This is a genomic window from Paraburkholderia sp. A1RI-2L, from assembly GCF_048957375.1.
GTDB lineage: Bacteria > Pseudomonadota > Gammaproteobacteria > Burkholderiales > Burkholderiaceae > Paraburkholderia.
The window spans coordinates 454,999-477,976 of sequence record NZ_JARBTA010000002.1 but is presented as its reverse complement, the minus strand read 5'-3'; the positions used below and the strand labels follow the sequence as shown (position 1 = coordinate 477,976).

Here is a 22,978-nt window from a genome sequence, read left to right as displayed (position 1 = left end):
GCCAGCCCTTGCGCAATGCGGGGCCCCCGGTTGGTCGAGCGAGTGACTTATGTACAATTTGCCCGATGAACGTGGCCATTTCGGCCCTTATGGCGGCGTATTCGCTGCCGAAACCCTGATGCAGGCGATCGACGAGCTGCGCGACGCCTACGCGAAATTCAAGGACGATCCCGACTTCGTCGCCGAATATCAGCGCGAGTTGAAGCATTTTGTCGGCCGTCCGTCGCCGATTTATCATGCGCAGCGCTGGAGCGAGCTGCTGGGCGGCGCGCAGGTATATTTCAAGCGCGAAGACCTGAACCACACCGGCGCGCACAAGGTGAACAACGTGATCGGCCAGGCGCTGCTCGCGAGACGCATGGGCAAGCCGCGCGTGATCGCGGAAACCGGCGCGGGCCAGCACGGCGTGGCGACGGCCACGATCGCGGCGCGCTTCGGCATGGAATGCGTGGTCTACATGGGCGCGGAAGACGTGCGCCGCCAGGCTGCCAACGTCTATCGCATGAAGCTGCTGGGCGCGACCGTGGTGCCGGTGGAATCGGGCTCGCGCACGCTCAAGGACGCGCTCAACGAAGCCATGCGCGACTGGGTCACCAACGTCGAAAACACCTTCTACATCATCGGCACGGTGGCGGGCCCGCACCCGTATCCGATGATGGTGCGCGACTTCCAGCGCGTGATCGGCGACGAATGCCGTGTGCAGATGCCGGAAATGACGGGCCGCCAGCCCGACGCCGTGATCGCGTGCGTGGGCGGCGGATCGAACGCGATGGGCATCTTTTATCCATATATCGATGACACTTCGGTGCAGTTGATCGGCGTCGAGCCCGCCGGCGACGGCATGGAGACGGGCCGCCACGCGGCCTCGCTCGCGGCCGGCACGCCGGGCGTGCTGCACGGCAACCGCACCTACCTGCTGCAGGACGAAAACGGCCAGATCATCGAAACGCATTCGGTTTCGGCGGGTCTCGACTACCCCGGCGTCGGTCCCGAGCACGCCTGGCTCAAGGACAGCGGCCGTGCACAGTACGTGACCATCGACGACGAGGAAGCGCTCAGGGCATTCCACGACTGCTGCCGCATCGAGGGCATCATTCCCGCGCTCGAATCGAGTCACGCGCTTGCGTACGCGGCGAAGCTCGCGCCGACGCTGCCCAAAGACAAGGTTCTGCTGGTGAACCTGTCGGGCCGCGGCGATAAGGACATGCATACGGTCGCCGAGCGATCGGGCATCCAGTTCTGAGCGCCCGGAGCGATACCAGCGATGCGTGACGAGTTCGACGAGCCGCAACTGCCGGTGCCTGAAGGCGAGGCCGGCGCCGAGACGGCTGCTCCCGTGGCAGCCGCCGAAGCGCCCGCCGCCTTGCCCTCGGTGCCCGCAGTGCCCGACAGCATCCGGCTCCTGAACCGCGACTTCCTGACCGATGCAGCGAACCTGCCCGACGCCTCGATCGATCTGATCGTCGCCGATCCGCCTTATGGGCTCGGCAAGGACTACGGCAACGACTCCGACATGCGCTCGGGCGAGGATTTCCTCGCCTGGACGTATGCGTGGCTCGACCTGGCGATTCCCAAGCTCAAAGCCAGCGGTTCGCTTTATGTGTTCTGCACCTGGCAGTACGCGCCCGAGATCTTCGTTTATCTGAAGTCGAAAATGACGATGATTAACGAGATTGTCTGGGATCGTCGCGTGCCCAGCATGGGCGGCACGACCCGCCGCTTCACCTCGGTGCACGACAACATCGGTTTCTTCGCGGTATCGAAAGATTACTACTTCGATCTCGATCCCGTCCGCATCCCCTACGATGCCGTCACGAAAAAGGCGCGTTCACGCAAGTTGTTCGAAGGCAGCAAGTGGCTGGAGCTCGGCTACAACCCCAAGGACGTCTGGTCCGTTTCGCGGCTGCACCGTCAGCACGCGGAGCGCGTGGATCATCCCACCCAGAAGCCTCTTGAGATCGTCGAGCGCATGGTGCTCGCGAGCTGCCCGCCGGGCGGCCGCGTGCTGGACCCGTTCATGGGCAGCGGCACTACGGCAGTCGCCTGCGCGCGTCATCAGCGCGAATTCGTCGGCTATGAAATTAATGAAAGTTACTGCGCGATCGCGCACGAACGCGTCGGCCTGGCTGCAATTGCCGCTTGCGCACGTGCGTCCGCCGCGGTGTCCGCGGCTGTTGCGGCCGGCGCATGATGCGCTTGCGCCGCCGCTGGCTCGCGCCGCGCGGTAACGACCGAATCTGAGGACCTGCTATGTCCCGCATCAAAACCACGTTCGCGGCGCTTGCCGCCGCCAACAAGAAAGGCCTGATCCCGTTCATGACCGCCGGCGACCCCGATCCGGCGCGCACGGTCGAATTCATGCATGCGCTCGTTACTGGCGGCGCGGACGTGATCGAACTCGGCGTGCCGTTCTCGGACCCGATGGCCGACGGCCCGGTGATTCAGCAGTCGTCGGAGCGCGCGCTTGCGAAGGGCGTGACGCTCAAGAGCGTGCTCGCCGACGTCAAGCGCTTCCGCGAATCCGATACGCAAACTCCCGTCGTGCTGATGGGCTACGCGAACCCGATCGAGCGCATGGGCGCCGATGCGTTCGCCGCCGCTGCGAAGGATGCCGGCGTGGACGGCGTGCTGGTAGTCGACTATCCGCCCGAGGAGTCGGTGGTGTTCGCCTCGATGATGAAGGCTGCGGGCATCGACCCGATCTTCCTGCTCGCGCCCACCTCCACCGACGAGCGCATCGCCGCAGTGGGGCGCGCGGCGAGCGGCTATGTTTATTACGTCTCGCTCAAGGGCGTGACGGGTGCGGGGCACCTCGACGTCGGGAGCATCGCGAGCAAGATCCCGGCGATCAAGGCACGCGTGCCGCTGCCGGTCGGCGTGGGCTTCGGCATTCGCGACGCGCAAACGGCCGCCGCCGTGGCGCAAGTCTCCGACGCCGTGGTGATCGGCAGCCGCATCGTGCAGCTGCTCGAGAAGGCGCCGGCCGACACCGCCGCCGAGGCGCTGACGCAATTCGTGTCCGATATTCGGGCAGCGCTGGATGCGGTTGCGGACAACGCAAAATAAGACTGCTGTAAAATCGCTTTTTCGCCATGCGCGGTCGGGGTCGGAACCCGGTCATTGAGACCGGTCGACATCACGCCGTCCGCGCCCGCGCATCACGATCAAGGAAAGAACATCAATGAGCTGGCTCGACAAACTGCTGCCGCCCAAGATCAAGCAAACCGATCCGAAAAGCCGCAAGAGCATTCCGGAAGGTTTGTGGATCAAGTGCCCGTCGTGCGAGGCGGTCCTGTACCGCAACGACGTGGAAGCGAATCTGCACGTCTGCCCGAAGTGCGATCACCACATGCGGATCAACGCGCGCGAGCGCCTCGACGGGCTACTCGATCCGGAAGGCCGCTATGAAATCGGCCAGGAAATCGTTCCGGTCGACGCGCTGAAGTTCAAGGACAGCCGCAAGTACCCCGACCGCATCAAGGAGGCCATGGACGACACCGGCGAAACCGACGCCATGGTCGTCATGGGCGGCGCGATCCACACGCTGCCGTGCGTGGTCGCCTGCTTCGAGTTTGCGTTTATGGGCGGCTCGATGGGCTCGGTGGTGGGCGAGCGCTTCGCGCGCGGCGCGCAGAACGCGCTCGAGCAGCAAGTGCCGTTCATCTGCTTCACGGCCTCCGGCGGCGCGCGCATGCAGGAAAGCCTGCTCTCGCTGATGCAGATGGCCAAGACCACGGCCATGCTCACGAAGCTCTCGGAAGCCAAACTGCCGTTCATCTCGGTGCTGACCGACCCCACCATGGGCGGCGTGTCGGCGAGCTTCGCGTTCCTCGGCGACGTCGTGATCGCGGAGCCGAAGGCGCTGATCGGCTTCGCCGGTCCGCGCGTGATCGAGCAGACGGTGCGCGAGAAGCTGCCCGAAGGCTTCCAGCGCGCGGAGTTCCTGATGCAAAAGGGCGCGATCGACATGATCGTCGACCGCCGCAAGATGCGCGAGGAAATCGCCCAGTTGATGGCGCTGCTGCAGCGCCAGCCCGCCGACGCGGTGGCCTGAGCGCACCGGACCTTGCACGCGCGCGGAACTTGCGGGTTTCGCGCCTTGTCAGACGCGCCGCAAGCGAGAGCAAGCGGCGCGTTGTCATTTCCGCGATAATGCCGTTTTTTTGCAGCGGCTCATGCGCGCCAGATCGACGTCTCGATGCTTGGCCGCCCGCTGTGCATGGAATTCCCTGAATCGTCCCGATGAGTACTTTTCCCTCCCTCGACGCGTGGCTCACGCATCTCGAAACTGCGCATCCGGTCGGCATCGACATGGGCCTCGAGCGCATCCGCAAGGTCAAGGACGCGCTGAACCTGAAGTTCGATTGCCCGATGTTCACGGTCGGCGGCACGAACGGGAAGGGTTCTACCTGCGCGATTCTCGAAACCATCCTGCTCAAGGCCGGCTACCACGTCGGCTGCCACACGTCGCCGCATCTGCTGTCGTTCAACGAGCGCGCGCGCATCGACGGCGTCGAGGCCAGCGACGCTGACCTGCTGCCGCACTTCGAGGCCGTGGAGGCCGCGCGCAACACCTTCGCCACGCCGGTCTCGCTCACGTACTTCGAGTTCACGACGCTTGCGATCATGCATCTGTTCGCGTCGCGCGGGCTCGACGCCGTGATCTTCGAGGTGGGCCTCGGGGGGCGTCTCGATGCCGTGAATGTGCTCGACACCGATTGTGCGATCGTCACGAGCATCGACCTCGACCACACCGAATACCTCGGCGACACGCGCGAAAAGATTGGCTTCGAAAAGGCCGGCATCTTCCGCGCCGGCGCGCCCGCGATCTGCGCGGACCCGCTGCCGCCGCAGTCGCTCATCGACCATGCGCAGGCGATCGGCGCCGATCTGTGGCTGTTCGGCCGCGATTTCCGCTATGAAGGCCAGGCCGGCAGCGAGCGTCAGCAATGGAACTACGCGGGCCGCTCGCTGCGCCGTTCGGCGCTGGCCTATCCGGCGCTGCGCGGCGCGAATCAGCTGATCAATACGTCGGCGGCGCTGGCCGCGCTCGAAGCGCTGCGCGACCGGCTGCCGGTGTCGGCGCAGGACATTCGCCTCGGCCTCGCCAACGTGGAACTGCCGGGTCGCTTCCAGGTGTTGCCGGGCAAGCCGTCGATCATCCTCGACGTGGGCCACAATCCGCACGCCGCAGCGGTCCTCGGGCAAAATTTATCTGGCATGGGGTACTTTCCGTACACCTACGCGGTGTTCGGCGCGATGCGCGACAAGGACCTCGCCGGCGTGATCGCGCACCTGAAGGGCGAGATCGACCACTGGTGCGTGACCGATTTGCCGTTGCCGCGCGCGGCTTCGGCGCTACAGCTTGAAGAAGTGCTGCGCGAGGCCGGAGTGGAAGACGGCCCTGACAGCAGCATTACGCGCTACGAAACGCCCGCCGCGGCGTTTCAAGATGCGCTAAAACGAGCGTCCGAAAATGATAGAATTCTCGTTTTCGGAAGTTTTTTGACGGTTGCCGGCGTCATGGCCTGGCGAAAGTCGCAGCAGCACTGATCGCGCGGTTCATCACAGCCGCTACGCACAGGCCAACAGCAGCCATACATGGGAATTTTCTCGTTCGGCAAGAAAGACGACGCGCCCAGCCGACGCGACTCTGAGGCTGGCTCCCGCCGCCGGAGCAGTCAGAACACGCGCGTGGAGCGGCGCAGCCGCCGGCCGGCCCGCTCCGGCGACGCCGAGGCGATGCTGCTCGATCCCACCCTGCCGGAAAAGCAGCGCGCGCGCCGGCGCCTCGTCGGCGCGATTGCGCTGGTGCTGGCCGCCATCGTGATCCTGCCGATGGTGCTCGACTCGCACCCCAAGCCGGTCACCGACGACATCTCCATCGATATTCCTGGCCGCCCGGCCTCGAAGGCTGAAGCGCGCCACGAGGACCCCCAGGCGGGCGTCGCTCCGGACAATCCCGCTGCGGCGGAAGCCGGGCTGGGCGTAGCGACGCCCGGCGCTTCGGGGCTCTCGGCAGCCTCGGGCGCAGCGCCGACACAGACCGCGCAAGCGAAGCCCGCTGCGCCAGCCAGGTCCGCGCCGGCGGCTCAAGCCCAAACCCAGGCTCAAGCTCAAGCGAATCAATCGGCCGAAGCCGCGCAGGCGCCGCGCACCGCCGCGAAGCCGGCTGCGCCGTCTTCGGGTACGGCTGTCGCGTCGCGCGGCAAGACGGGCAACTCGGCAGCGGCTAATGCCAACGCAGCCGAAGGCGACGGCGCGCCCCCCGCGCCTTTGGGTGCGCGCTTCGCGGTGCAGCTGGGCGCGTTCAGCAGCGAGGCCACCGCGAATAAATGGGTTACGAAGTTGAAAGCCGCAGGCGTGCCTGCATATACCGAGCAACGCAACGAAGCCGACGGCACGACGCGCACGCTGCTGCGCGCGGGCCCGTTCCCCGACCGCGCCTCGGCCACCGAGGCGATCGCGAAGGTGCGCGGCGCGGGCCTGATGACGGGCTCGAACGGCTCTGCACAATAACGCCCGATGTTCACGGCATTCGACTACGCTGTAATGGCGGTGATCGGTTTGTCCGCACTGCGCGGGGCGTGGCGTGGGCTCATCGGCGAAATTTTCGGGCTGATTGGCTGGATCGCGGCGCTCATCGTGGCGTGCCGCTACGTGGATCGCGTGGTGCCCTTCATTCCGGCGAACTGGCCGGGCGGGGCGCTGACCCAGTGGCTGATCGCCTTCGCGCTGATCGTGATCGGCGTGGTGCTCGTGGCCGGCGTGGCGAATGCGCTGCTCGGCCGGCTGGTCCAGGTGAGCGGATTGTCCGGTGTGGACCGCTCGCTTGGCATGATGTTCGGCCTCGTGCGAGGCGTCGTGCTGGTGCTGATTCTTGTCGTCCTCGCGGGACTGACGGAGCTGCCCCAGCAAGACTTCTGGCGCAAGGCGCTGCTGCGGCCCTATGCCGTGCAGGGCGTGCTCGAACTCAAACCGTTTTTGCCCGAGACGCTCGCGGCCTACGTTCACGTCTGACCAGAAACTGGTCGGCTGTCGTTACCGCGCCGTCAATGTCACTGCTGATTTCGCTTTTTTGAAGGACCTGCCATGTGCGGCATCGTAGGCGTAGTTTCCCGCTCCCCCGTCAATCAGCTCCTCTATGACGCGCTGCTGCTTCTGCAGCACCGTGGTCAGGACGCGGCCGGCATTGCCACCGCGAACGGCAACACGTTCCACATGCACAAGGCCAACGGCATGGTGCGTGACGTGTTCCGCACGCGCAACATGCGCAGCCTGCCCGGCACCAGCGGCATCGGCCAGGTGCGCTACCCGACGGCCGGTTCGGCGTCGAGCGAAGAGGAGGCCCAGCCGTTCTACGTGAACGCGCCGTTCGGTATGATCCTCGCGCACAACGGCAATCTCACCAACTGGCAGCAGCTCAAGGAAGAGATGTTCCGCGTGGACCGCCGCCACGTGAACACCAATTCCGATACCGAAGTGCTGCTCAACGTGCTCGCGCACGAAGTGCAGCTCGCGAGTTCGGGCCTCGAACTCGATCCGGCCGCGCTCTTCAAGGCCGTCTCGGGCGTGCACCGCCGCGTGCGCGGTTCGTACGCGATCGTCTCGCTGATCGCCGGCTACGGCCTGCTCGCGTTCCGTGACCCGTTCGGCATTCGTCCGCTGTGCATCGGCAAGATCGAGACGCCGGAAGGCACCGAGTGGATGGTCGCTTCGGAGTCGGTCGCGCTCGAAGGCATCGGCTTCGAGTTCGTGCGCGACGTGCAGCCGGGCGAGGCGGTGTTCATCGACTTCGACGGCAAACTGCACGCGCAGCAATGCGCGGCGGCGCCCAAGCTGAACCCCTGCATTTTCGAGCTCGTGTACCTCGCGCGTCCGGACTCGGTGATCGACGGCGTGCCGGTCTACAACGCGCGCCTGCGCATGGGCGACTACCTCGCCGAGAAGATCAAGCGCGAGCTGCCCGACGTAAAGATCGACGTGGTCATGCCGATTCCCGACTCGTCGCGCCCGGCGGCCATGCAGGTCGCGAACAAGCTCGGCGTGGAATACCGCGAGGGCTTCTTCAAGAACCGCTACGTGGGCCGCACCTTCATCATGCCGGGGCAGGCCATGCGCAAGAAGTCGGTGCGCCAGAAGCTCAACGCCATGGGCATTGAGTTCAAGGGCAAGAACGTGCTGATCATCGACGATTCCATCGTGCGCGGCACCACCTCGCAGGAAATCGTGCAGATGGCGCGCGACGCCGGCGCGACCAAGGTGATCTTCGCCTCGGCGGCGCCGCCCGTGAAGTACCCGAACGTCTACGGCATCGACATGCCCACGCGCGGCGAGCTCGTCGCGCATGGCCGCACCGACGAAGAAGTGGCACGCATCATCGGCGCGGATCATCTCGTGTATCAGGACGTGGAGGCGCTCAAGCAGGCCGTGCGCGACATCAATCCCGAGCTCACGGAGTTCGAAGCTTCGTGCTTCGACGGCGATTACATCACCGGCGACATCACGAGCGCGTATCTGGACAAGATCGAGCTGGCGCGTCTGGCGCCCCAGGCGCAGTCCGACCGCGACGCCGCGAGCGACGCGATGGACGGCGGCACGCGCTCGCAGCTGCATCTGCAGCTCTCGGTGGAGTAAGCGAAGCGAACGGGGCGCGCGTGCATGGCGCGCTCTTGACGTGCTGAATTCCGCGCATGTCGAGAGAGCCCGCTTCTGCCTACGCAGAAGCGGGCTTTTTTGCGCCAGTGCTCCTTGTGTACGGATGAAATGGATACGCGATACGCTGCAGCATTAAGCTTCGCATTCCAACTACGCTTTTCTTGTTCGTGAGTTCGTCATGGCCGTCATTCGTGCGTTGTTCGTTTATCCGGTGAAATCCTGCGGCGCGATCGCGCTCGATCACGCGCAACTCGACGCAAAGGGGCTGCCGTGGGACCGTCACTGGATGGTGGTGGACGAGAACGGCCGCTTCGTCTCGCAGCGCGAAATCGCGGCGATGGCGCGCATCGTGCCCGCGTTCGTCGAGGGCGGCGTGCGTCTCACGATGACGGACCTGGACACGCCGCTGGACCTGCCTTTCACGCCGCACGGCAACGAAGCGCGCGTGCAGGTGACGGTCTGGAAGGACACGTTCGAAGCGCTCGACGAAGGCGATGAAGCCGCGCAGTGGTTTTTGCAGGCGCTGGGCGTGGCGGTGCGCCTCGTGCGTTTCGCGCCGGACGTCACGCGCCTCGCGAGCAAGCAGTGGACGAACGACGAGGACGTGCCCACACAGTTCGCCGATGGCTTTCCGCTGCTCGTCACGAGCGAAGCGTCGCTGGCGGGCCTGAACGCGCGGCTGGCGGCGAAGGGCGCAACGCCGGTGCCGATGAGCCGTTTCCGCCCGAACATCGTCGTGGATGACGTCGATGCGTTCGACGAAGACTTTATCGACACGCTGTCGATCGAGGGCGGCGGCATTGTGCTGCGCTTCGCCAAGCCGTGTGCGCGCTGCCCGATCACGACGATCGATCAGCGCACGGGCGAGCGCGATGGAGCGTGGCCCGCCGAGCCGCTCGACACGCTCGCGGCGTTCCGCGCCGATCCGCGCGTGGACGGCGGGCTCACGTTCGGTCAAAACGCGACGGTGATCGCGGGCGCGGGCGAGCGTCTCGTGGTGGGCGCGCGGGCGCAGTGGGAATACCGCTTCGAGGAGTGATGGCGCAGCGGCGCGCGTGGGTTGATGTCGAGCCGCGTCGAGCCGGCGCTCAGTGCGAAGGCAGCGCGCGCCACTGCCCTGGCGCGAACCCGAAACGCCGCGTGAACGCGTGCGTGAATGCGCTCTGGTCGCCGAAGCCCACTTCCAGCGCAATGTGCGTGAGCGAGAGGCGGGGATCCGCGAGCAGCATGAGCGAGGTGTCCAGACGCAGGCGCTGCAAATAGCGATGCGGCGTCTCGCCGAATGCTTCGATAAAGAGCTGATGAAAGCGCCGCATGCCGAAGCCGCAATGCGCGGCCAGATCGGCGATGCGCAACGGTTCCGCGAGATGCGCGCGCAGCCAGCGGTCGACGCGCGCGAAGTCGAGGCTCGCCGCGGTTTCGAAGGCGTCGCTGCTGGCGATGCCCGTTTGCGCGAGCACGGCCGCGCACAATTGCGCCGAGGCGTCCCAATGAAAGCGGCGGGTACGCGTGCCGGTTACCGGCGTAGCGCTACGTTGTGCTTGCGAGGCGATCTCGCGCACGAGCTGCGTGAGCGCGGGGTCGATGCGCACGGCGCGCGCCGTATCGAAGAGCCGCTCGGGCACCGCCAGTGCGGCGGCGGGCAAGTCCAGCACGAGCTGGCGGTTCTCGCCGATGCCCGCGTAGTCGTGCCGCGCGCCGGCCGGAATCAGCCAGGCCGAGCGCGGGTCGATGCGCTCGCCGACACCGTCCACCGTCATCTCCATCTCGCCGTCGAGCCCCAGCACGATCTGATGGAAATCGTGCACGTCGGTTTCCTCGATTGCGCCGTAGCAGCGCAAGGCGATGCCGGGCGCGGCGGCCGATGAGGCGTGATGCGGATTCATGACGAACGATGCGTGGAGCGCAATGCTCAGACGGCGAGCAGTTCCACTTCGAACACGAGCGTGGCGTTCGGCGGAATCACGCCGCCCGCGCCGCGCACGCCGTAGCCGAGTTGCGGCGGGATCGTGAGCTTGCGCACGCCGCCGACCTTCATGCCCTGCACGCCTTCGTCCCAGCCCTTGATGACCATGCCGCCGCCCAGCACGAAGGCGAACGGGTCGTTGCGGTCCTTGCTCGAATCGAACTTCTGGCCGTCCGTGAGCCAGCCGGTGTAGTGCACGCTGACGGTCTGGCCGGCCTTCGCCTCGGCGCCGCTGCCTTCGGTCAGGTCTTCGTACTTGAGGCCGGATGCGGTGGTCACGATGGACATGGAACACTCCTGAATCGGAAAAAGGGAAAAGCGTTATTGTAGGCGCTTTGCAGGGCGCGCGAGACGCGCCCCCCGCGCGTGCTTCGTCTGCGCGTGCTTCGTCTGCGCGTGCATTTGCAGGCACGTCATGTGCGGCGCGTGGGCGTCCCGGCGGTGCGAGCCGCATGAGACGAAGGCGCAGCGAAGCCAGAGTGTCGCCGCTGCCTATAATTGGGGCCGGCCCGCCCCCGGCGAGCGAAAGAAAAGGAATCCGATGGCGTCCACCACTCACACCCCGAGCGAGCGCACGGCACGTCTGTGCGCCGAAGCCGCGCTGTTCATGCGCGATCACGTGCTCTCGCGCGTGTCGCACGACTTGCGCAGTCCGCTGAACGCAATCCATAGCTGGGCCTATGTGCTCGAGCGCAAGATCGACGGCGCCGATGCCGCCGCGCAGCGCGCGCTCGTGGGCATCCGCACGGGCGTCGAGCAACAGGTGCATCTGCTCGAAACGCTCGTCGATACGACGCGCGCTGAAACGCGCAAGCTGCATATCGAGCGCGCGCCGTTCGTGCTCGACGCGCTGATCGGCGAGACCGTGGACGAGGCGCGCCGCGCGCTCGCCGACGCGCGCGGCGTGAGCCTTGCCGTGCGGGGCGTGCCCACCGGCGCGACGCTCGACGCCGCGTGCGAGCGCATCGGGCAGGCGCTCTGGCTCATGCTGGCCTTCGCGACGGAGGCAAGCACGCCGGGCGCGGCGGTCACGCTGGACGTGAGCATGACGGCCACGGCCGCTCAATTCGAGGCGCATTGGCAGGCGAGCGGCGCGGCGCTCGCCGACGAGGCGCTGCCCCATCTGTTCGAAGCATTCGCCCGTGCTCAGGCGCGCGAGCCGCAGGAGGCGGGCCGCTCTCCGTGGTTGCTAGCGCTGTGCCAGCGCGTGGCTGAGGCGCATGGCGGGCGCTTCGAGGCGCGGCCGCTGGTGGAGGGCGAGGCGGCTTCGCTCATGCTGAACGTGCCGATCGGTGGCGCGTAAAAGCGCGTAAAGGCGCGTAAAAGGGGGGCGGCCTTCGGTGCGCGTTCCCGCGCGGGCGTAAAAACGAACCCGCGCGAACCCGCGCGATTCGTGAGTTCCGTGCGCGGCGTCAGCCCGCATGGGCATCGGCCTCGCGACGCAGGCGGGCGGCAAGCGTGTCGCGCCGGGGGCACAGGCCGTGCCGTGCGAGCCATCCGGCCAGCCGTTCAGGTCTTACAGGGTTCTTTCACCCTTATACTGAGCGATTCGTTTTCCGGAGCCCTTTCTCTTGAGTCAGCTTATCGCTCTCGCCGGCGCGCTGTTGCTTGTTGCCCTCAACGGTTTCTTTGTCGCGGCGGAGTTCGGTCTCGTCAAGCTGCGCGCGACGCGCGTGCAAAGCCTGGCGACCCAGCACGGCCTGCGCGGGCGGCTGCTCGCCAAGGTCCACGGCCAGCTCGACGCTTATCTTTCCGCGTGCCAGCTCGGCATCACGCTCGCTTCGCTCGGCCTTGGCTGGATCGGCGAGCCGGCCTTCGCGCAGTTGCTCGAACCGGTGTTCGATCTCGTGGGCGTGCGCTCGCCGGAACTGATCCACGCCATTTCGCTCGCGTTCGCCTTTACGGTGATTTCGTTCCTTCACATTGTGGTGGGGGAACTCGCACCCAAGTCGCTCGCGATTCGCGAAGCCGAGAAGATCTCGCTATGGGCCGCCGCGCCGCTGTACGGCTTCTACTGGACGATGTATCCGGCCATCTGGGTGCTCAATTCGAGCGCGAATGCAGTGCTGAAACTGGTGGGCCTCTCGGCGGAGCACGGCACCGAGACCCATTACTCGACCGACGAACTCAAGCTGATCCTGCGCAGCCGCCGCTCGGCGGCAGAGGCGCAGGCCGAGGAGCGCGCGCAAGCCGATGCGAGCGCGCGGGTGGACGGCTGCGCCAGCGGTATCGCTCAACGTGCGAGGCGTGCCGGGAACGCGGCAGGCGCAGCGCATACCGCCGACACTTACAGCGCCGACGAATGGAACGCGCTCGCGCATTCGCTGGATTTTTCGCGCCTGACCGTCTCGGACCTCATGCGCCCCGCGCACGAGATGGTCGGCCTGCGCCGCGACCTCTCGCTCGCTGAGAACATGCAGATCGTCGCGCGCCATCGCTTCAGCCGCTATCCGCTCTTCGAGGACGCCTCGGGCGAGCGCGTGGCGGGCCTCATTCACCTGAAGGATCTGCTGCTCGCGCGCGAGGCGGGCCACGCGCTCGATGACCTCGGCAAGTTCGTGCGTCCCGTGCAGTACGTGAAGCCCGAGACGCCCGCGCTCGCGCTGTTCCGGCGCTTTCGCAAGGGCGCGCCGCACTTCGCGCTGGTCGGGCGCAAGGGCATGCGGCCGGGCGGTTTTCTCACGCTCGACAATATGCTGGGCGCGCTGGTGGGCCAGATCCACGACGAATTTCATCAGGCCGACACCGACTGGACCCGCATGGACGACGGCACGCTGATGGGGCGCGGCAGCTTGCCGGTGGTATCGCTGGAGCAGGCGCTCGGCATCGATATCGACGAAGGGCGTGCGGAATCGGTGGGCGGCCTCGTGATTCATGCGCTCAACGATCTGCCCACGGAGGGGCAGCGGGTCGAGTTCGACCGCTTCGACATCGTCGTCAAGAAGATGAAAGGGCCGCGCATCGTGCTCGTGCGCGTGTATCCGAAGGATCTGGAGGACGAGGGCGGCTGAGCTCGCCTTTTCTTGGGCTCAGGCTGGCGCGAGGGTCGACAGCACCGCGACCGGCAGCGCGCTCAACACGTCGCGCAGATACAGCACGTTGTCCTGATCGTGTCGCGTCGCGGCGCGGGTCGCGTCGCTCAGCCAGTCGTGCAGGGCCGTTGCCGGGCACGCCGTGGGTGCTTTAGGCAGCACGACCGCCGTATCGTCCCAGCGCGCGGGTTCGACGAGCGGCAGGTCGCCTTCGAGCAGCGCCGCTGCATGCAGCGTGCCGATCACCACGGCCCACGTCTCGCCGTGCCTGCGCGCGAAGGCAATCGCGTGCGCGGCCTGCGCGCCGCGCACTTCGAGCGGCCAGTACTCGCCCTCGCTCAGCAATGCCGGCGCGCGCTCGCGCAGCGCGAGCAGACGCGCAATGATGGCCTGTTTCACGTGCGCATCGCGCCAGTGCGCCAATTTTGCGGCGGGCGCGCGGCTATCCAGCGCCGCCGCGCGCAACGCAAAATCCACGGGCCGGCGGTTGTCCGGATCGACGAGGCTGAAATCCCATAGCTCGGTGCCCTGATAGAGATCGGGCACGCCGGGCGAACTCAGGCGCAGCACGGTTTGCAGCAGCGTATTGATGGCGCCGGCCGGCGCGATGCGCGCCACGAAGGTGGCGAGTGCATGCAGGAAGCCGTCGCGCCGCTGGGGCGCGAGAATGTCGAAGAGAAATGCTTGGCAGTCCGATTCGTAGGCCTCGTCAGGAACGAGCCAGTTGGTGCGCTGCTTCGCCTCGCGTAGCGCCTTCGTTTGCCATTGCGCGACGCGCTCGGCCAGTTCGCGCACGCGCACTTCGTTGCCGGCGTCGAGATCGGGCGGCCAGCAGCCCACCAGGGTTTGATAGAGCATGGCTTCGGCCGCCGGGCCCGGCGCCCATTCTCCCTCCGTGCCCGACGATGACGATGAAGGCAACGCGTCGCTGCGCCGCTGCGGCTGGTTCAGCGTGGACCACGCGCGCAGCGTCGTGCTCCATTCGGGGGCGATTTCGCTGAGCACCGCGAGCCGCGCGCGCACGTCTTCGCCGCGCTTGTGATCGTGCGTGGCGGTGGCGAGCAAGGCGAACGGGAAGCGGCGCTGGCGCAGCGCATTGGCTGCGTGGAAGTCATCGAGGCTGCGTGAGAAGTCGTCCGGGTCCGCGCCGACTTCGTTGCGCGAGAGCAGTCTGCCGTAGCGGTAGAGCGCGGTGTCCTCGGTTGCTTTCGCCGCGAGCGGCGCGGTGAGTTGGGAGAACAGCGTCAGCGCGGTGCGCTGTGCGATGAGCGCATGACTCAGCGGCGCTGGGCTCTGTGCGGTGTGTCTGGCCGCACCAGCGCCGTTGCTGTTGCCATTCGTCGCAGCCGTAGGCGGCGCATGCGCGCCAAGCCACGCGTCGACCTGATCGAGCGCGGCGAGGCTCGCGCGCGGCAGCGCCTTGCGGGCCGCTTGCAGCGCGAGATCGAAATAGCGGTTGTCCGCGGGGCCGCGCAGGCCATTCACCGGGTAGATGCGATAGACCGGAAAGTGCATCGCCAGCTGCGCGACCACGCGGTGCACGCTCGCGTAAGTGAAGTCGCGCGTGGCGGGCTGCTCGCGTGCGATGCGGTGCAGTGCGCGCGCCGCGTGATCGAGCTCCGCCGCGAGATACGCGGCCAGCACTTCGCGGCGCGCATCGAGCGCGACGCGCGCGAAGGGGACGTCCTGCCCCGAGATCGCGGCCCAGCTTGCGGCGAGCGGCGCAGCGCCCGCCGGGTCGTGGAGCAGCGCGCCCACGTCGTTCATGAAGTCGTAGCCGGTCGTGCCTTGAACGGCCCAGTCTTCGCGCAACGGTTCGCCATGCGCGAGAATCTTCTCGACCACGATATAAGGCGGTTGCGCGCGCAACGAAGAGAGCCGCTGCTGCAGTCGATCGCAATACTCGCGCGGGTCAGCGAGGCCGTCGATATGATCGATGCGCAGGCCGTCGATCACGCCATCGGCGTAAAGGCGCAATACGAGCTTGTGCACGGACTCGAACACGTCGTGGCGCTCCACGCGCACGCCCGCGAGCGCGCTCACGTCGAAGAAGCGCCGCCAGTTCACTTCGTCCGTGGCGGTGCGCCACCACGCCAGCCGGAAGTGCTGGCGCTCCAGCAGCCGGTGCAGGCGCTCGCGCGTGGCGGGGTGGTTGCCCGCGTGCGCCTGCAGCGCAGCGTCGATGGCGGCGCTGCCTTCGCGCTCGACGAAGTCGCGCAGCGCCGCGCGCGCGGTGGCGGCGCGCGCCTGGTCGTCGGGCTGCGTGGTGAGGCCCTGGAACGGCGCGGCGAGCGTCTGCAGCGGATCCGTGTCGCTGGCGGCATGCAGCAGCGTCGCGTAATCGGCGGGGCAGATCGGGCAGACGTGCGGGCCGTATTGCACATAGAAGCGCGCGAGCGCCGCGTCGAACTTCAGCGCGATGCGGCCTGCTGCGAGTTCGTCGCCGTATTGCGCGCCGAGGAACGGCATCAGCACCTTGCCGCGCAGCACCGGGTCGGGCGAATGCCAGTCGACGTCGAAGTAGCGCGCAAAGGCACTGTGGCGTCCCCATTCGAGGATGTCGAGCCACCACGCGTTGTGCGCGCCGCCCACGCCCATGTGGTTGGGCACGAGATCCACAATGAGACCCATGCCGCGCGCGTGCAGCGCATCGGCGAGTCGCCGCAGCGCTGCTTCGCCGCCGCGTTCCTCGCTCACCGTGCCGTAGTCGACCGTGTCGTAGCCGTGCAGCGAGCCGGGCTGCGCGGTCGTGACGGGCGAAAGATAGAGATGGCTCACGCCGAGCGCGGCGAAATAGTCGAGCTGCGCGAGCGCGTCGTCGAACGTGAAGCCCTGATGGAGCTGCATGCGCAGCGTGGCGCGCGGGCGTGTCATGGCACGGAACGCATCGAGGGCGCGGCCGGCGCATTGTCCCGGCTCGCGGAGGTGTCGCCTGCTGCTGCTTCGCTTTCCATGCCTGCGGCCAGCGCACGCGCACGCACGACGGTCCGCACGCGCGCAGCGAACGCGGGATCGTCGAACAGGGCGTCGACGGGCAGCGGCAGACGGCGGCGCCAGTTGGGATGCTCGTCGATCGAGCCCGGCAGGTTCGGTTGATCGGCGAGGCCGAGCAGGTCTTCGAGCGGACAGGTCACGAGGGGGCTCGCGCTCACCGCCACGTAGCCGAGCGCGCCCTCCACGGGCGCATTCTCAGGCGATGCCTCGGGCTCGGCGGCATCGTGCGGCGCAAAGCCGGTGTCCTGCAACGCGCGCCACAGCGCCGCGCGGTCGGCGGCGCGCTGGGTGTGTTCGAGCGCGACGGGGTCGCGCCCGTCCGCGCGCGCGAGTGTCTGGCCGATGCGGTTGCGCCAGTCGATGTCGCTGCCGCTCCACCAGCCCGCGATGGTCGGCAAATCGTGCGTGGTGGGGGTGGCCACGCAGTTCGTGGCGTAGCGTCCTGGCGCGAGAAATGCGCTGCCCTCGCGCTCGAACCACAGCACGCGGATACCGTAGAGCCCATGCGCGGCGAGCCGCTCGCGCAAGCCCGGCGGCACGGTGCCGAGGTCCTCGCCGATCACGATGGCGCGGTGCCGCCACGACTCGAGCGCGATGAGCCGCACGAGGTCGTCGAACGGATAGCGCAGATACGCGCCATGTTGCGCGCTTTCGCCTTCGGGCACGAGCCACAGGCGCCGCAGCCCCAGGATGTGGTCGATGCGCACGCCGCCCGCGTGCGCGAACGCGGCGCGCAGCATGGCGATGAACGCGCGAAAGCCGGTGTTGTGCATCGCGCGCGGCGAAAACGTGGTGAGACCCCAGCTTTGCCCGGCCTGGTTGAAAAGGTCCGGGGGCGCGCCCACGGAAACGCGCTGCAGCATGTCGTCGGGCTGCGCCCATGCCTGCGAGCCCGCGCCATCGCAGCCCACCGCGAGATCCGCGACCAGCCCGACTGCCATGCCGGCTTCGCGCGCCTCGCGTTGCGCGCGCGCGAGGCCTTCTGCCGCGAGCCATTGCAGGAAGCGGTGAAAGTCCACTTCGCGCCGGTGCGCCGCGGCGAAGCGGGCGACGTCTTCACTGCGCGGGTCGCGCAAGGGCGCGGGCCAGTCGCGCCAGTGACGGGCGCCAGCAGGCTCCTTGAGCATCGCGGCATGGAGCGCTTCGAAGCGCGCGTGGTCTTCGAGCGCTTCGCCGCCGCGCGCGCAGAACGCCTCGAATGCCTTGGCGCGCGATGAATCGCTGGCGCGTTCCGTATCGTCGAATCGATCGAAGAGCACGCGCAGCACCGCGAGCTTGAGCGGCAGCGCGCGGGTCCAGTCGATGAGCGGCAGCGCTTCGAATTCGCGCCCTGTGTCGCTGGATTGCGTGGCTTTGCGCATGGCTTCATGCGCGGCCTGCGCGCCGAACACGGTGGCCGGATCGATATGCGCGACATTGAGCCAGAGCCGCGAGGAGGGCGAGTACGGACTGAAGTGGCCCGGCTCGGCGCTGAACATCGCATGCGTGGGGCTGACCGCGAGCGCATGCGCGCCGTGCCGCGCGCTCTGCGTGGCGAGCGTGGCCAGCGCGCTGTAATCACCGATGCCGCCATCGCCATTGCGTCGGAGTCCATATAATTGCACCGCGACACCCCAGAGCGGAGGCACGCGCGCCGTGTCGCCGTGCCGCGCGCGCCAGGCGTCGTCGAGGGTGTGGCAGCGCGGCGGCGCGACGGCGATCGTCAGGCGGTGATCATGGACCGAGAGCGTGTGATAGCCGGGCTCGGAAAGCGGCGCGAGCAACGCGGGCGCGTCGCGCGGCGCGGTGAAGCGGCCTTCGATATGCTCGCCGTTTTCCAGATCGATGCGATAGTAGCTGCCCGTGCGCACCGCCGAAGCGGGCAATTCGATCGCGCTCTCGAATTCGGCGGTGATCAGCGGCGGCAGGCGCCGCGACGACTGCTCCGCGTTCAGCGCGGAAGCGCTGTGACGCATCTGCGTGGCGTTCGCGCAGGGCAGGCCCGCGCATTCGAGCAGCGCGGCGAGCGTGCTGTCGGGCACGCGCTGCGCGATGCCGCGCGCGTCGGTCCACTCGACCGCAAAGCCCGCGCGTTGCGCGAGTTGGGCGAGCGTCTCGCTGCGGCGCGCGGTGCTCATGTGAGCGGTTCCTCGAGCCGCACCACGCGCGGGTCGTGATGGAGCGCGTACTCGGGCACGGCGCCGGTGAGCCATGCCACGCACGAGCTCTCAGGCAGCACGCCACGGTCGGTGATATCGCGCGCGCGCTCAGGCGTCTCGAAGACGACCATGCCGTCGGGCTGTGCGCCGAGCGGCGCGCCTTGCGCGCCGAGGTTCAGCGCGATCGTCCAGGTCTCGCCGTCGGCGAGACGCCAGCGCGCGACGAGCGCATTCAGCGCGTGGCCGGCGTGGTCGGCGAGCACGGTCGCGCCGAGCGGCCGCGCATCGTGCAGACGCGGTATCAGAAGACGCGCGCGCACGGCGAGCGCGGACTTGTAGAAGTGCATCCACGCGCGCCGTTCGTCGTCGAGCGGCGCGTCCGCCGGCGGCGACGAATTCACGAACGTTTGCGGATCGTTCGGATCGGGAATCTGTGCGCGCTGCGCCGCGTCGCTGAATGCGCTGAACGCCGCGAATTCCTTGCGGCGGCCTTCGCGCACCGCTTTGGCGAGCTCGCCTTCGAAGGCGGTGAAGAACTGAAACGGCTGCGTCGAGCCGTATTCCTCCTCCATGAACAGCAGCGGAATCTGCGGCGAGAGCAGCAGCAGCGCCGTGGCCGCGCGCAGCGCGCCGTCGTCGCTGAGCGCGCGCAGGCGTTCGCCCAGCGCGCGGTTGCCGATCTGGTCGTGATTCTGCAGGAACATCACGAACGCGGTGGGCGGCAGGTGCGCGCTAGGCTCGCCGCGCGGCGCGCCGGCATGTATCGGCGACGGGTCGCCCTGGTAGGCAAAGCCTTCGCCGAGCACGCGCGCGAGGTGGCGGATCGGGTGGTCGGCGAAAGCGCGGTAATAGCCCTCCGATTCACCGGTCAGCATTACGTGCAGCGCGTGATGGGCGTCGTCGTTCCACTGCGCGTCGAAATGCGCTTCGAGCAGATTGGCTTCGTTGTGCTCGTTTTCCAGCACGAGATGCACATGGCGGTCGGGCTCCACGCGCGCATGCACATGGTCGGCGAGCTCGCGCAGCCACTCGGGGTCGTCGATGGCGTGCGCGGCATCGATGCGCAGGCCGTCAAAGCGATATTCGGTGAGCCAGTAGAGCGCGTTGTCGCTGTAGAAGTCGCGCACCTCGGGGCGCGCGAAATCGAGCGCGTCGCCCCAGGGCGTGCGCTTGCCCGCCTTGAAGAACGGCTTCGCGTAGTGGCCGAGCCAGTTGCCGTCCGGGCCGAAGTGGTTGTAGACCACGTCGAGGAACACCTGGAGGCCCAGACCGTGCGCCGCGTCCACGAGCGCCTTGAGTTCGTCTGGCGTGCCGTAGGCCGCGTGCGGCGCATAGGGCAGCACCACGTCGTAGCCCCAGCCGCGCTCGCCGGGGTAGTCGTTCAGGGGCATCAGCTCGATGGCGGTGATGCCGATGTCGGCGAGCGCGGGCAGGCGTTTCATGACGCCGCGATAGCCGCCCAGCGCGCCCACGTGCAACTCGTATAGCACCGAGTCTTCCCAGGGGCGTCCGCGCCAGTGCGCGTGCTGCCAGGCGTAGCCGCGCGCGTCGAGCACTTCGCTCGGTCCATGCACGCCCTGGGGCTGGAAGCGCGAAGCGGGGTCGGGTACGAGTTGGCCCTCGCCGATGCGGTAGCGGTACAGCGTGCCGGAGCCGCACGGCGCCTGCGCTTCGTACCAGCCGTTGCCGCTGGGCGTCATGTCGATCGGCGCGCAGGCCCCGTCTTCGAACACCACCTGCACCTTGTCGCACGAGGGCGCCCAGAAGCGAAAGCGCGTGTGCGGTTGCGCGTGCGCGGCGCCCGTCAACTGCGCACCGAACGGCAGGCAGTGCATGTAATGGCGGACGTGCGGATCATGCGATAGCGTGGCCATGGCTGATTCCTGTTCAGCGGTCGTCGTCTGGGCCTGCTTCTGCGTCTTCGTCGGCAGGCGCTGCGCCTGGCTGGCGCGGGTCGGGCGGCGGTGTCCCGCTGCCTTGCGCCGCGCTTCTTTCCTGGCCGTTCGCCTGCGCCTCGATGTCTTGCGCCGCGCCGGGTTCGCCATGACGCGCAGGCCGTGCGCCCAACACCACGAGCGTGTGCGCGGCGACTTCCACGCTCGTGCCTGGCAAGGCGTGCGGCGGTTCCGCGGGGCGCGCGCTGTCGAGCAGCACGGACCATGCGAAAGGCGGCGCGGCGGCCGTGAACGTCACCGCCTGCGCGGAGGCGTTCAGCATCATTAACAATACTTCTATTTCGCCGTCGAGTCCTGGCCCTGCGCGCCGCATCGCGAACGCGCGCGCCTCGGGGTCCTGCCACGCCTCGGGCGAGAGCGGCGCGCCGTGCTCGTCGAACCAGTCCACGTCGTGCACGTCCGGCAGCACGTCGCGGTCGCCGAACAGGAAATGCGTCTGCCGCAGCACTGGATGGTCGCCCCGCAGCGCGATCGCGCGCGCGACGAACGCGCTCATCGCTTCGCCTTGCGGCGTTGCGGCAAGCGTCCAGTCGAGCCAGGACAGCTCGTTGTCCTGGCAGTAGGCATTGTTGTTGCCGAGCTGCGTGCGGCCCGCCTCGTCGCCGGCGAGCAGCATGGGCGTGCCGAGCGCGACGAACAGCGTCGCGAGCATCGAGCGTGCGACGCGTGCGCGCGTGTCGAGAATCGCCGGATCGTCGGTTGGGCCTTCCGCGCCCCAGTTCGCGCTCCAGTTCTCGTTGTGGCCGTCGCGGTTGTCTTCGCCGTTTGCTTCGTTGTGCTTGTGTTCATGTGCGACGAGATCGGCGAGCGTGAAGCCGTCGTGCGAGGTCACGAAATTGAGCGACGCCCAAGGGCGGCGTGTGCGCTTGTCGAAGAGATCGGCGGAACCGGTGAGGCGTGCGGCGAGATCGGCGCGCTGGCCGGGGTCGCCGCGCCAGTAACGCCGAACGCTGTCGCGAAAGCGGTCGTTCCATTCGGCGAAGCCCGGCGGATGATGGCCGAGCTGATAGCCGCCCGGCCCCACGTCCCACGGCTCGGAGATCAGTTTGACGCGCGAGAGCACGGGGTCCTGGCGCAACACGTCGAAAAAACCGCTGGCGGGATCGAAGCCGTGCGCTTCGCGCCCGAGCGTGACGCCGAGGTCGAAGCGAAAGCCATCGATGCCGTACGAGGTGACCCAGTAGCGCAACGAATCGGACACCATCTGCAGCACGCGCGGATGCGTGAGGTTGAGCGTGTTGCCGCAGCCTGTGTCGTTGATGAGATGCCGCTCGTCGCCCGGCACGCAGCGGTAGTAGCTTGCATTGTCGAGGCCGCGCCACGAGACCGTCGGCCCGCCTTCGCTGCCTTCGCAGGTGTGGTTGTAGACCACGTCGAGGATCACTTCGATGCCGGCCGCGTGAAGCTGGCGCACGGCGATGCGCATTTCGTCGGGATCGTGGCCCGAGAGATAAGAGGGCTCGGGCGCGAAGTACGCGGCCGGGTTGTAGCCCCAGTAGTTGCGCAGGCCGCGCTCGAACAGAAAACGCTCGGTGAGCAGGGCCTGCATCGGCAGCAGCTCCACGGCGGTGATGCCCAGCTTGTGCAGGTGCTCGATGAAGCGCGGCGAGGCGAGTCCCGCGAAGGTGCCGCGCGTGTGCGAGCGCAGCTCGTGACGCAGCATCGAGATGCCGCGCAAATGCGTCTCGTAGATCACGGTTTTGCCCCACGGCGTGTTTGGCCGGACGTCGCGCGACCAGTCGAACGCGTCGTGGCTGACCACGGCCTTGGGCATGGCGGGCGCCGAGTCGCGGCGATCGAACGAGAGGTCGGCGCGGTTCGAATGCACGCGGTAGCCAAACAGCGTGTCCGACCAGCGGAACTGGCCGATCAGCCGCTTCGCGTAGGGGTCGAGCAGCAGCTTGTACGGATTGAAGCGGTGGCCCAGATGCGGCTGATAGGGGCCGTGTGCGCGCAATCCATACACCGTGCCGGGATGGGCGCCCGGCAAATAGCCGTGCCAGACTTCGTCGGTGCATTCGGGCAGCGTGTAGCGCGTGCGCTCCTTGCGCCCGGTCGGGTCGAACAGGCATAGCTCGATGCGCCACGCGTGCGCCGAGAACACCGCGAAGTTCGTGCCGAGCCCGTCCCATGTCGCGCCGAGCGGGTAGGGCGCGCCGGGCAGCAGTGGCTCGGGCAGGCCATTAGCCATGTCGATGCTCCTTCTCGTGTTTCTTGTATTGCATCGGATTCCTG

The 22,978-nt window shown here is 67.6% G+C and carries 17 protein-coding genes; 11 read left to right on the top strand and 6 right to left on the bottom strand.

The annotated features are described in order from the left end of the window. The first annotated feature begins 49 nt into the window (after positions 1-49). The 9 genes from trpB (at position 50) to PWP93_RS16940 (ending at position 9,697) form a co-directional block, all read left to right on the top strand. Positions 50-1,243, top strand: coding sequence for a tryptophan synthase subunit beta (gene trpB, locus PWP93_RS16980; protein WP_421045226.1), 1,194 nt, complete (start codon positions 50-52; stop codon positions 1,241-1,243). A 21-nt stretch (positions 1,244-1,264) separates the two neighbouring features. Beyond that, positions 1,265-2,191 (top strand): DNA-methyltransferase, encoded by a 927-nt coding sequence (locus PWP93_RS16975; RefSeq protein WP_421045225.1) that lies wholly within the window; start codon positions 1,265-1,267, stop codon positions 2,189-2,191. A 59-nt stretch (positions 2,192-2,250) separates the two neighbouring features. Continuing rightward, the gene (gene trpA, locus PWP93_RS16970) at positions 2,251-3,066 is read left to right on the top strand and encodes a tryptophan synthase subunit alpha (protein ID WP_421025998.1); all 816 of its coding nucleotides are present in this window, start codon (positions 2,251-2,253) and stop codon (positions 3,064-3,066) included. A 115-nt stretch (positions 3,067-3,181) separates the two neighbouring features. After that, the gene (gene accD, locus PWP93_RS16965) at positions 3,182-4,054 is read left to right on the top strand and encodes an acetyl-CoA carboxylase, carboxyltransferase subunit beta (RefSeq protein ID WP_421025997.1); all 873 of its coding nucleotides are present in this window, start codon (positions 3,182-3,184) and stop codon (positions 4,052-4,054) included. 188 nt (positions 4,055-4,242) lie between these two features. Beyond that, positions 4,243-5,553, top strand: coding sequence for a bifunctional tetrahydrofolate synthase/dihydrofolate synthase (gene folC, locus PWP93_RS16960; protein WP_421045224.1), 1,311 nt, complete (start codon positions 4,243-4,245; stop codon positions 5,551-5,553). 48 nt (positions 5,554-5,601) lie between these two features. Next, entirely contained in the window at positions 5,602-6,519 is a 918-nt protein-coding gene (locus PWP93_RS16955) for an SPOR domain-containing protein (RefSeq protein WP_421045223.1), read from the top strand. A 6-nt stretch (positions 6,520-6,525) separates the two neighbouring features. Further along, positions 6,526-7,020, top strand: a complete 495-nt coding sequence (locus tag PWP93_RS16950) for a CvpA family protein (RefSeq protein ID WP_421025994.1) — start codon at positions 6,526-6,528, stop codon at positions 7,018-7,020. Between the two features lie 72 nt (positions 7,021-7,092). Then, on the top strand, positions 7,093-8,637 hold the full coding sequence (gene purF, locus PWP93_RS16945) for an amidophosphoribosyltransferase (protein WP_421025993.1): 1,545 nt from the start codon (positions 7,093-7,095) through the stop codon (positions 8,635-8,637). A gap of 199 nt (positions 8,638-8,836) precedes the next feature. Beyond that, a complete protein-coding gene (locus tag PWP93_RS16940; protein ID WP_421045222.1) occupies positions 8,837-9,697 on the top strand; it encodes an MOSC domain-containing protein in 861 nt (286 codons plus the stop codon). A gap of 49 nt (positions 9,698-9,746) precedes the next feature. Here PWP93_RS16940 and PWP93_RS16935 read toward each other — a convergent pair whose 3' ends face one another. Both PWP93_RS16935 and PWP93_RS16930 read right to left on the bottom strand, forming a co-directional pair. After that, on the bottom strand, positions 9,747-10,544 hold the full coding sequence (locus tag PWP93_RS16935) for a helix-turn-helix domain-containing protein (RefSeq protein WP_421045221.1): 798 nt from the start codon (positions 10,542-10,544) through the stop codon (positions 9,747-9,749). Positions 10,545-10,570: 26 nt separating this feature from the next. Beyond that, positions 10,571-10,912: an FKBP-type peptidyl-prolyl cis-trans isomerase gene (locus PWP93_RS16930; RefSeq protein WP_035531324.1), complete on the bottom strand. Its 342-nt coding sequence runs from the start codon at positions 10,910-10,912 to the stop codon at positions 10,571-10,573. Between the two features lie 253 nt (positions 10,913-11,165). On the opposite strand from PWP93_RS16930, the gene PWP93_RS16925 reads away from it, so the two are divergent. Together PWP93_RS16925 and PWP93_RS16920 are read left to right on the top strand one after the other, a co-directional pair. Then, positions 11,166-11,927 carry a sensor histidine kinase gene (locus PWP93_RS16925; protein ID WP_421045220.1) on the top strand — a complete coding sequence of 254 codons (762 nt, stop codon included), beginning with the start codon at positions 11,166-11,168 and terminating at the stop codon, positions 11,925-11,927. Between the two features lie 268 nt (positions 11,928-12,195). Next, the gene (locus PWP93_RS16920; RefSeq protein WP_421045219.1) at positions 12,196-13,635 is read left to right on the top strand and encodes a hemolysin family protein; all 1,440 of its coding nucleotides are present in this window, start codon (positions 12,196-12,198) and stop codon (positions 13,633-13,635) included. A gap of 18 nt (positions 13,636-13,653) precedes the next feature. Here PWP93_RS16920 and treY read toward each other — a convergent pair whose 3' ends face one another. The 4 genes from treY to glgX are packed head-to-tail and all read right to left on the bottom strand — an operon-like array spanning position 13,654 to position 22,934. Further along, entirely contained in the window at positions 13,654-16,530 is a 2,877-nt protein-coding gene (treY, locus tag PWP93_RS16915) for a malto-oligosyltrehalose synthase (protein WP_421045218.1), read from the bottom strand. After that, positions 16,527-18,767, bottom strand: a complete 2,241-nt coding sequence (malQ, locus tag PWP93_RS16910) for a 4-alpha-glucanotransferase (RefSeq protein WP_421045217.1) — start codon at positions 18,765-18,767, stop codon at positions 16,527-16,529. Before malQ ends, treY begins: the two co-directional genes overlap by 4 nt. Then, the gene (treZ, locus tag PWP93_RS16905) at positions 18,764-20,662 is read right to left on the bottom strand and encodes a malto-oligosyltrehalose trehalohydrolase (RefSeq protein WP_421045216.1); all 1,899 of its coding nucleotides are present in this window, start codon (positions 20,660-20,662) and stop codon (positions 18,764-18,766) included. Before treZ ends, malQ begins: the two co-directional genes overlap by 4 nt. Before the next feature lie 13 nt (positions 20,663-20,675). Next, positions 20,676-22,934, bottom strand: coding sequence for a glycogen debranching protein GlgX (gene glgX / locus PWP93_RS16900; RefSeq protein ID WP_421045215.1), 2,259 nt, complete (start codon positions 22,932-22,934; stop codon positions 20,676-20,678). Between the last annotated feature and the right edge of the window lie 44 nt (positions 22,935-22,978).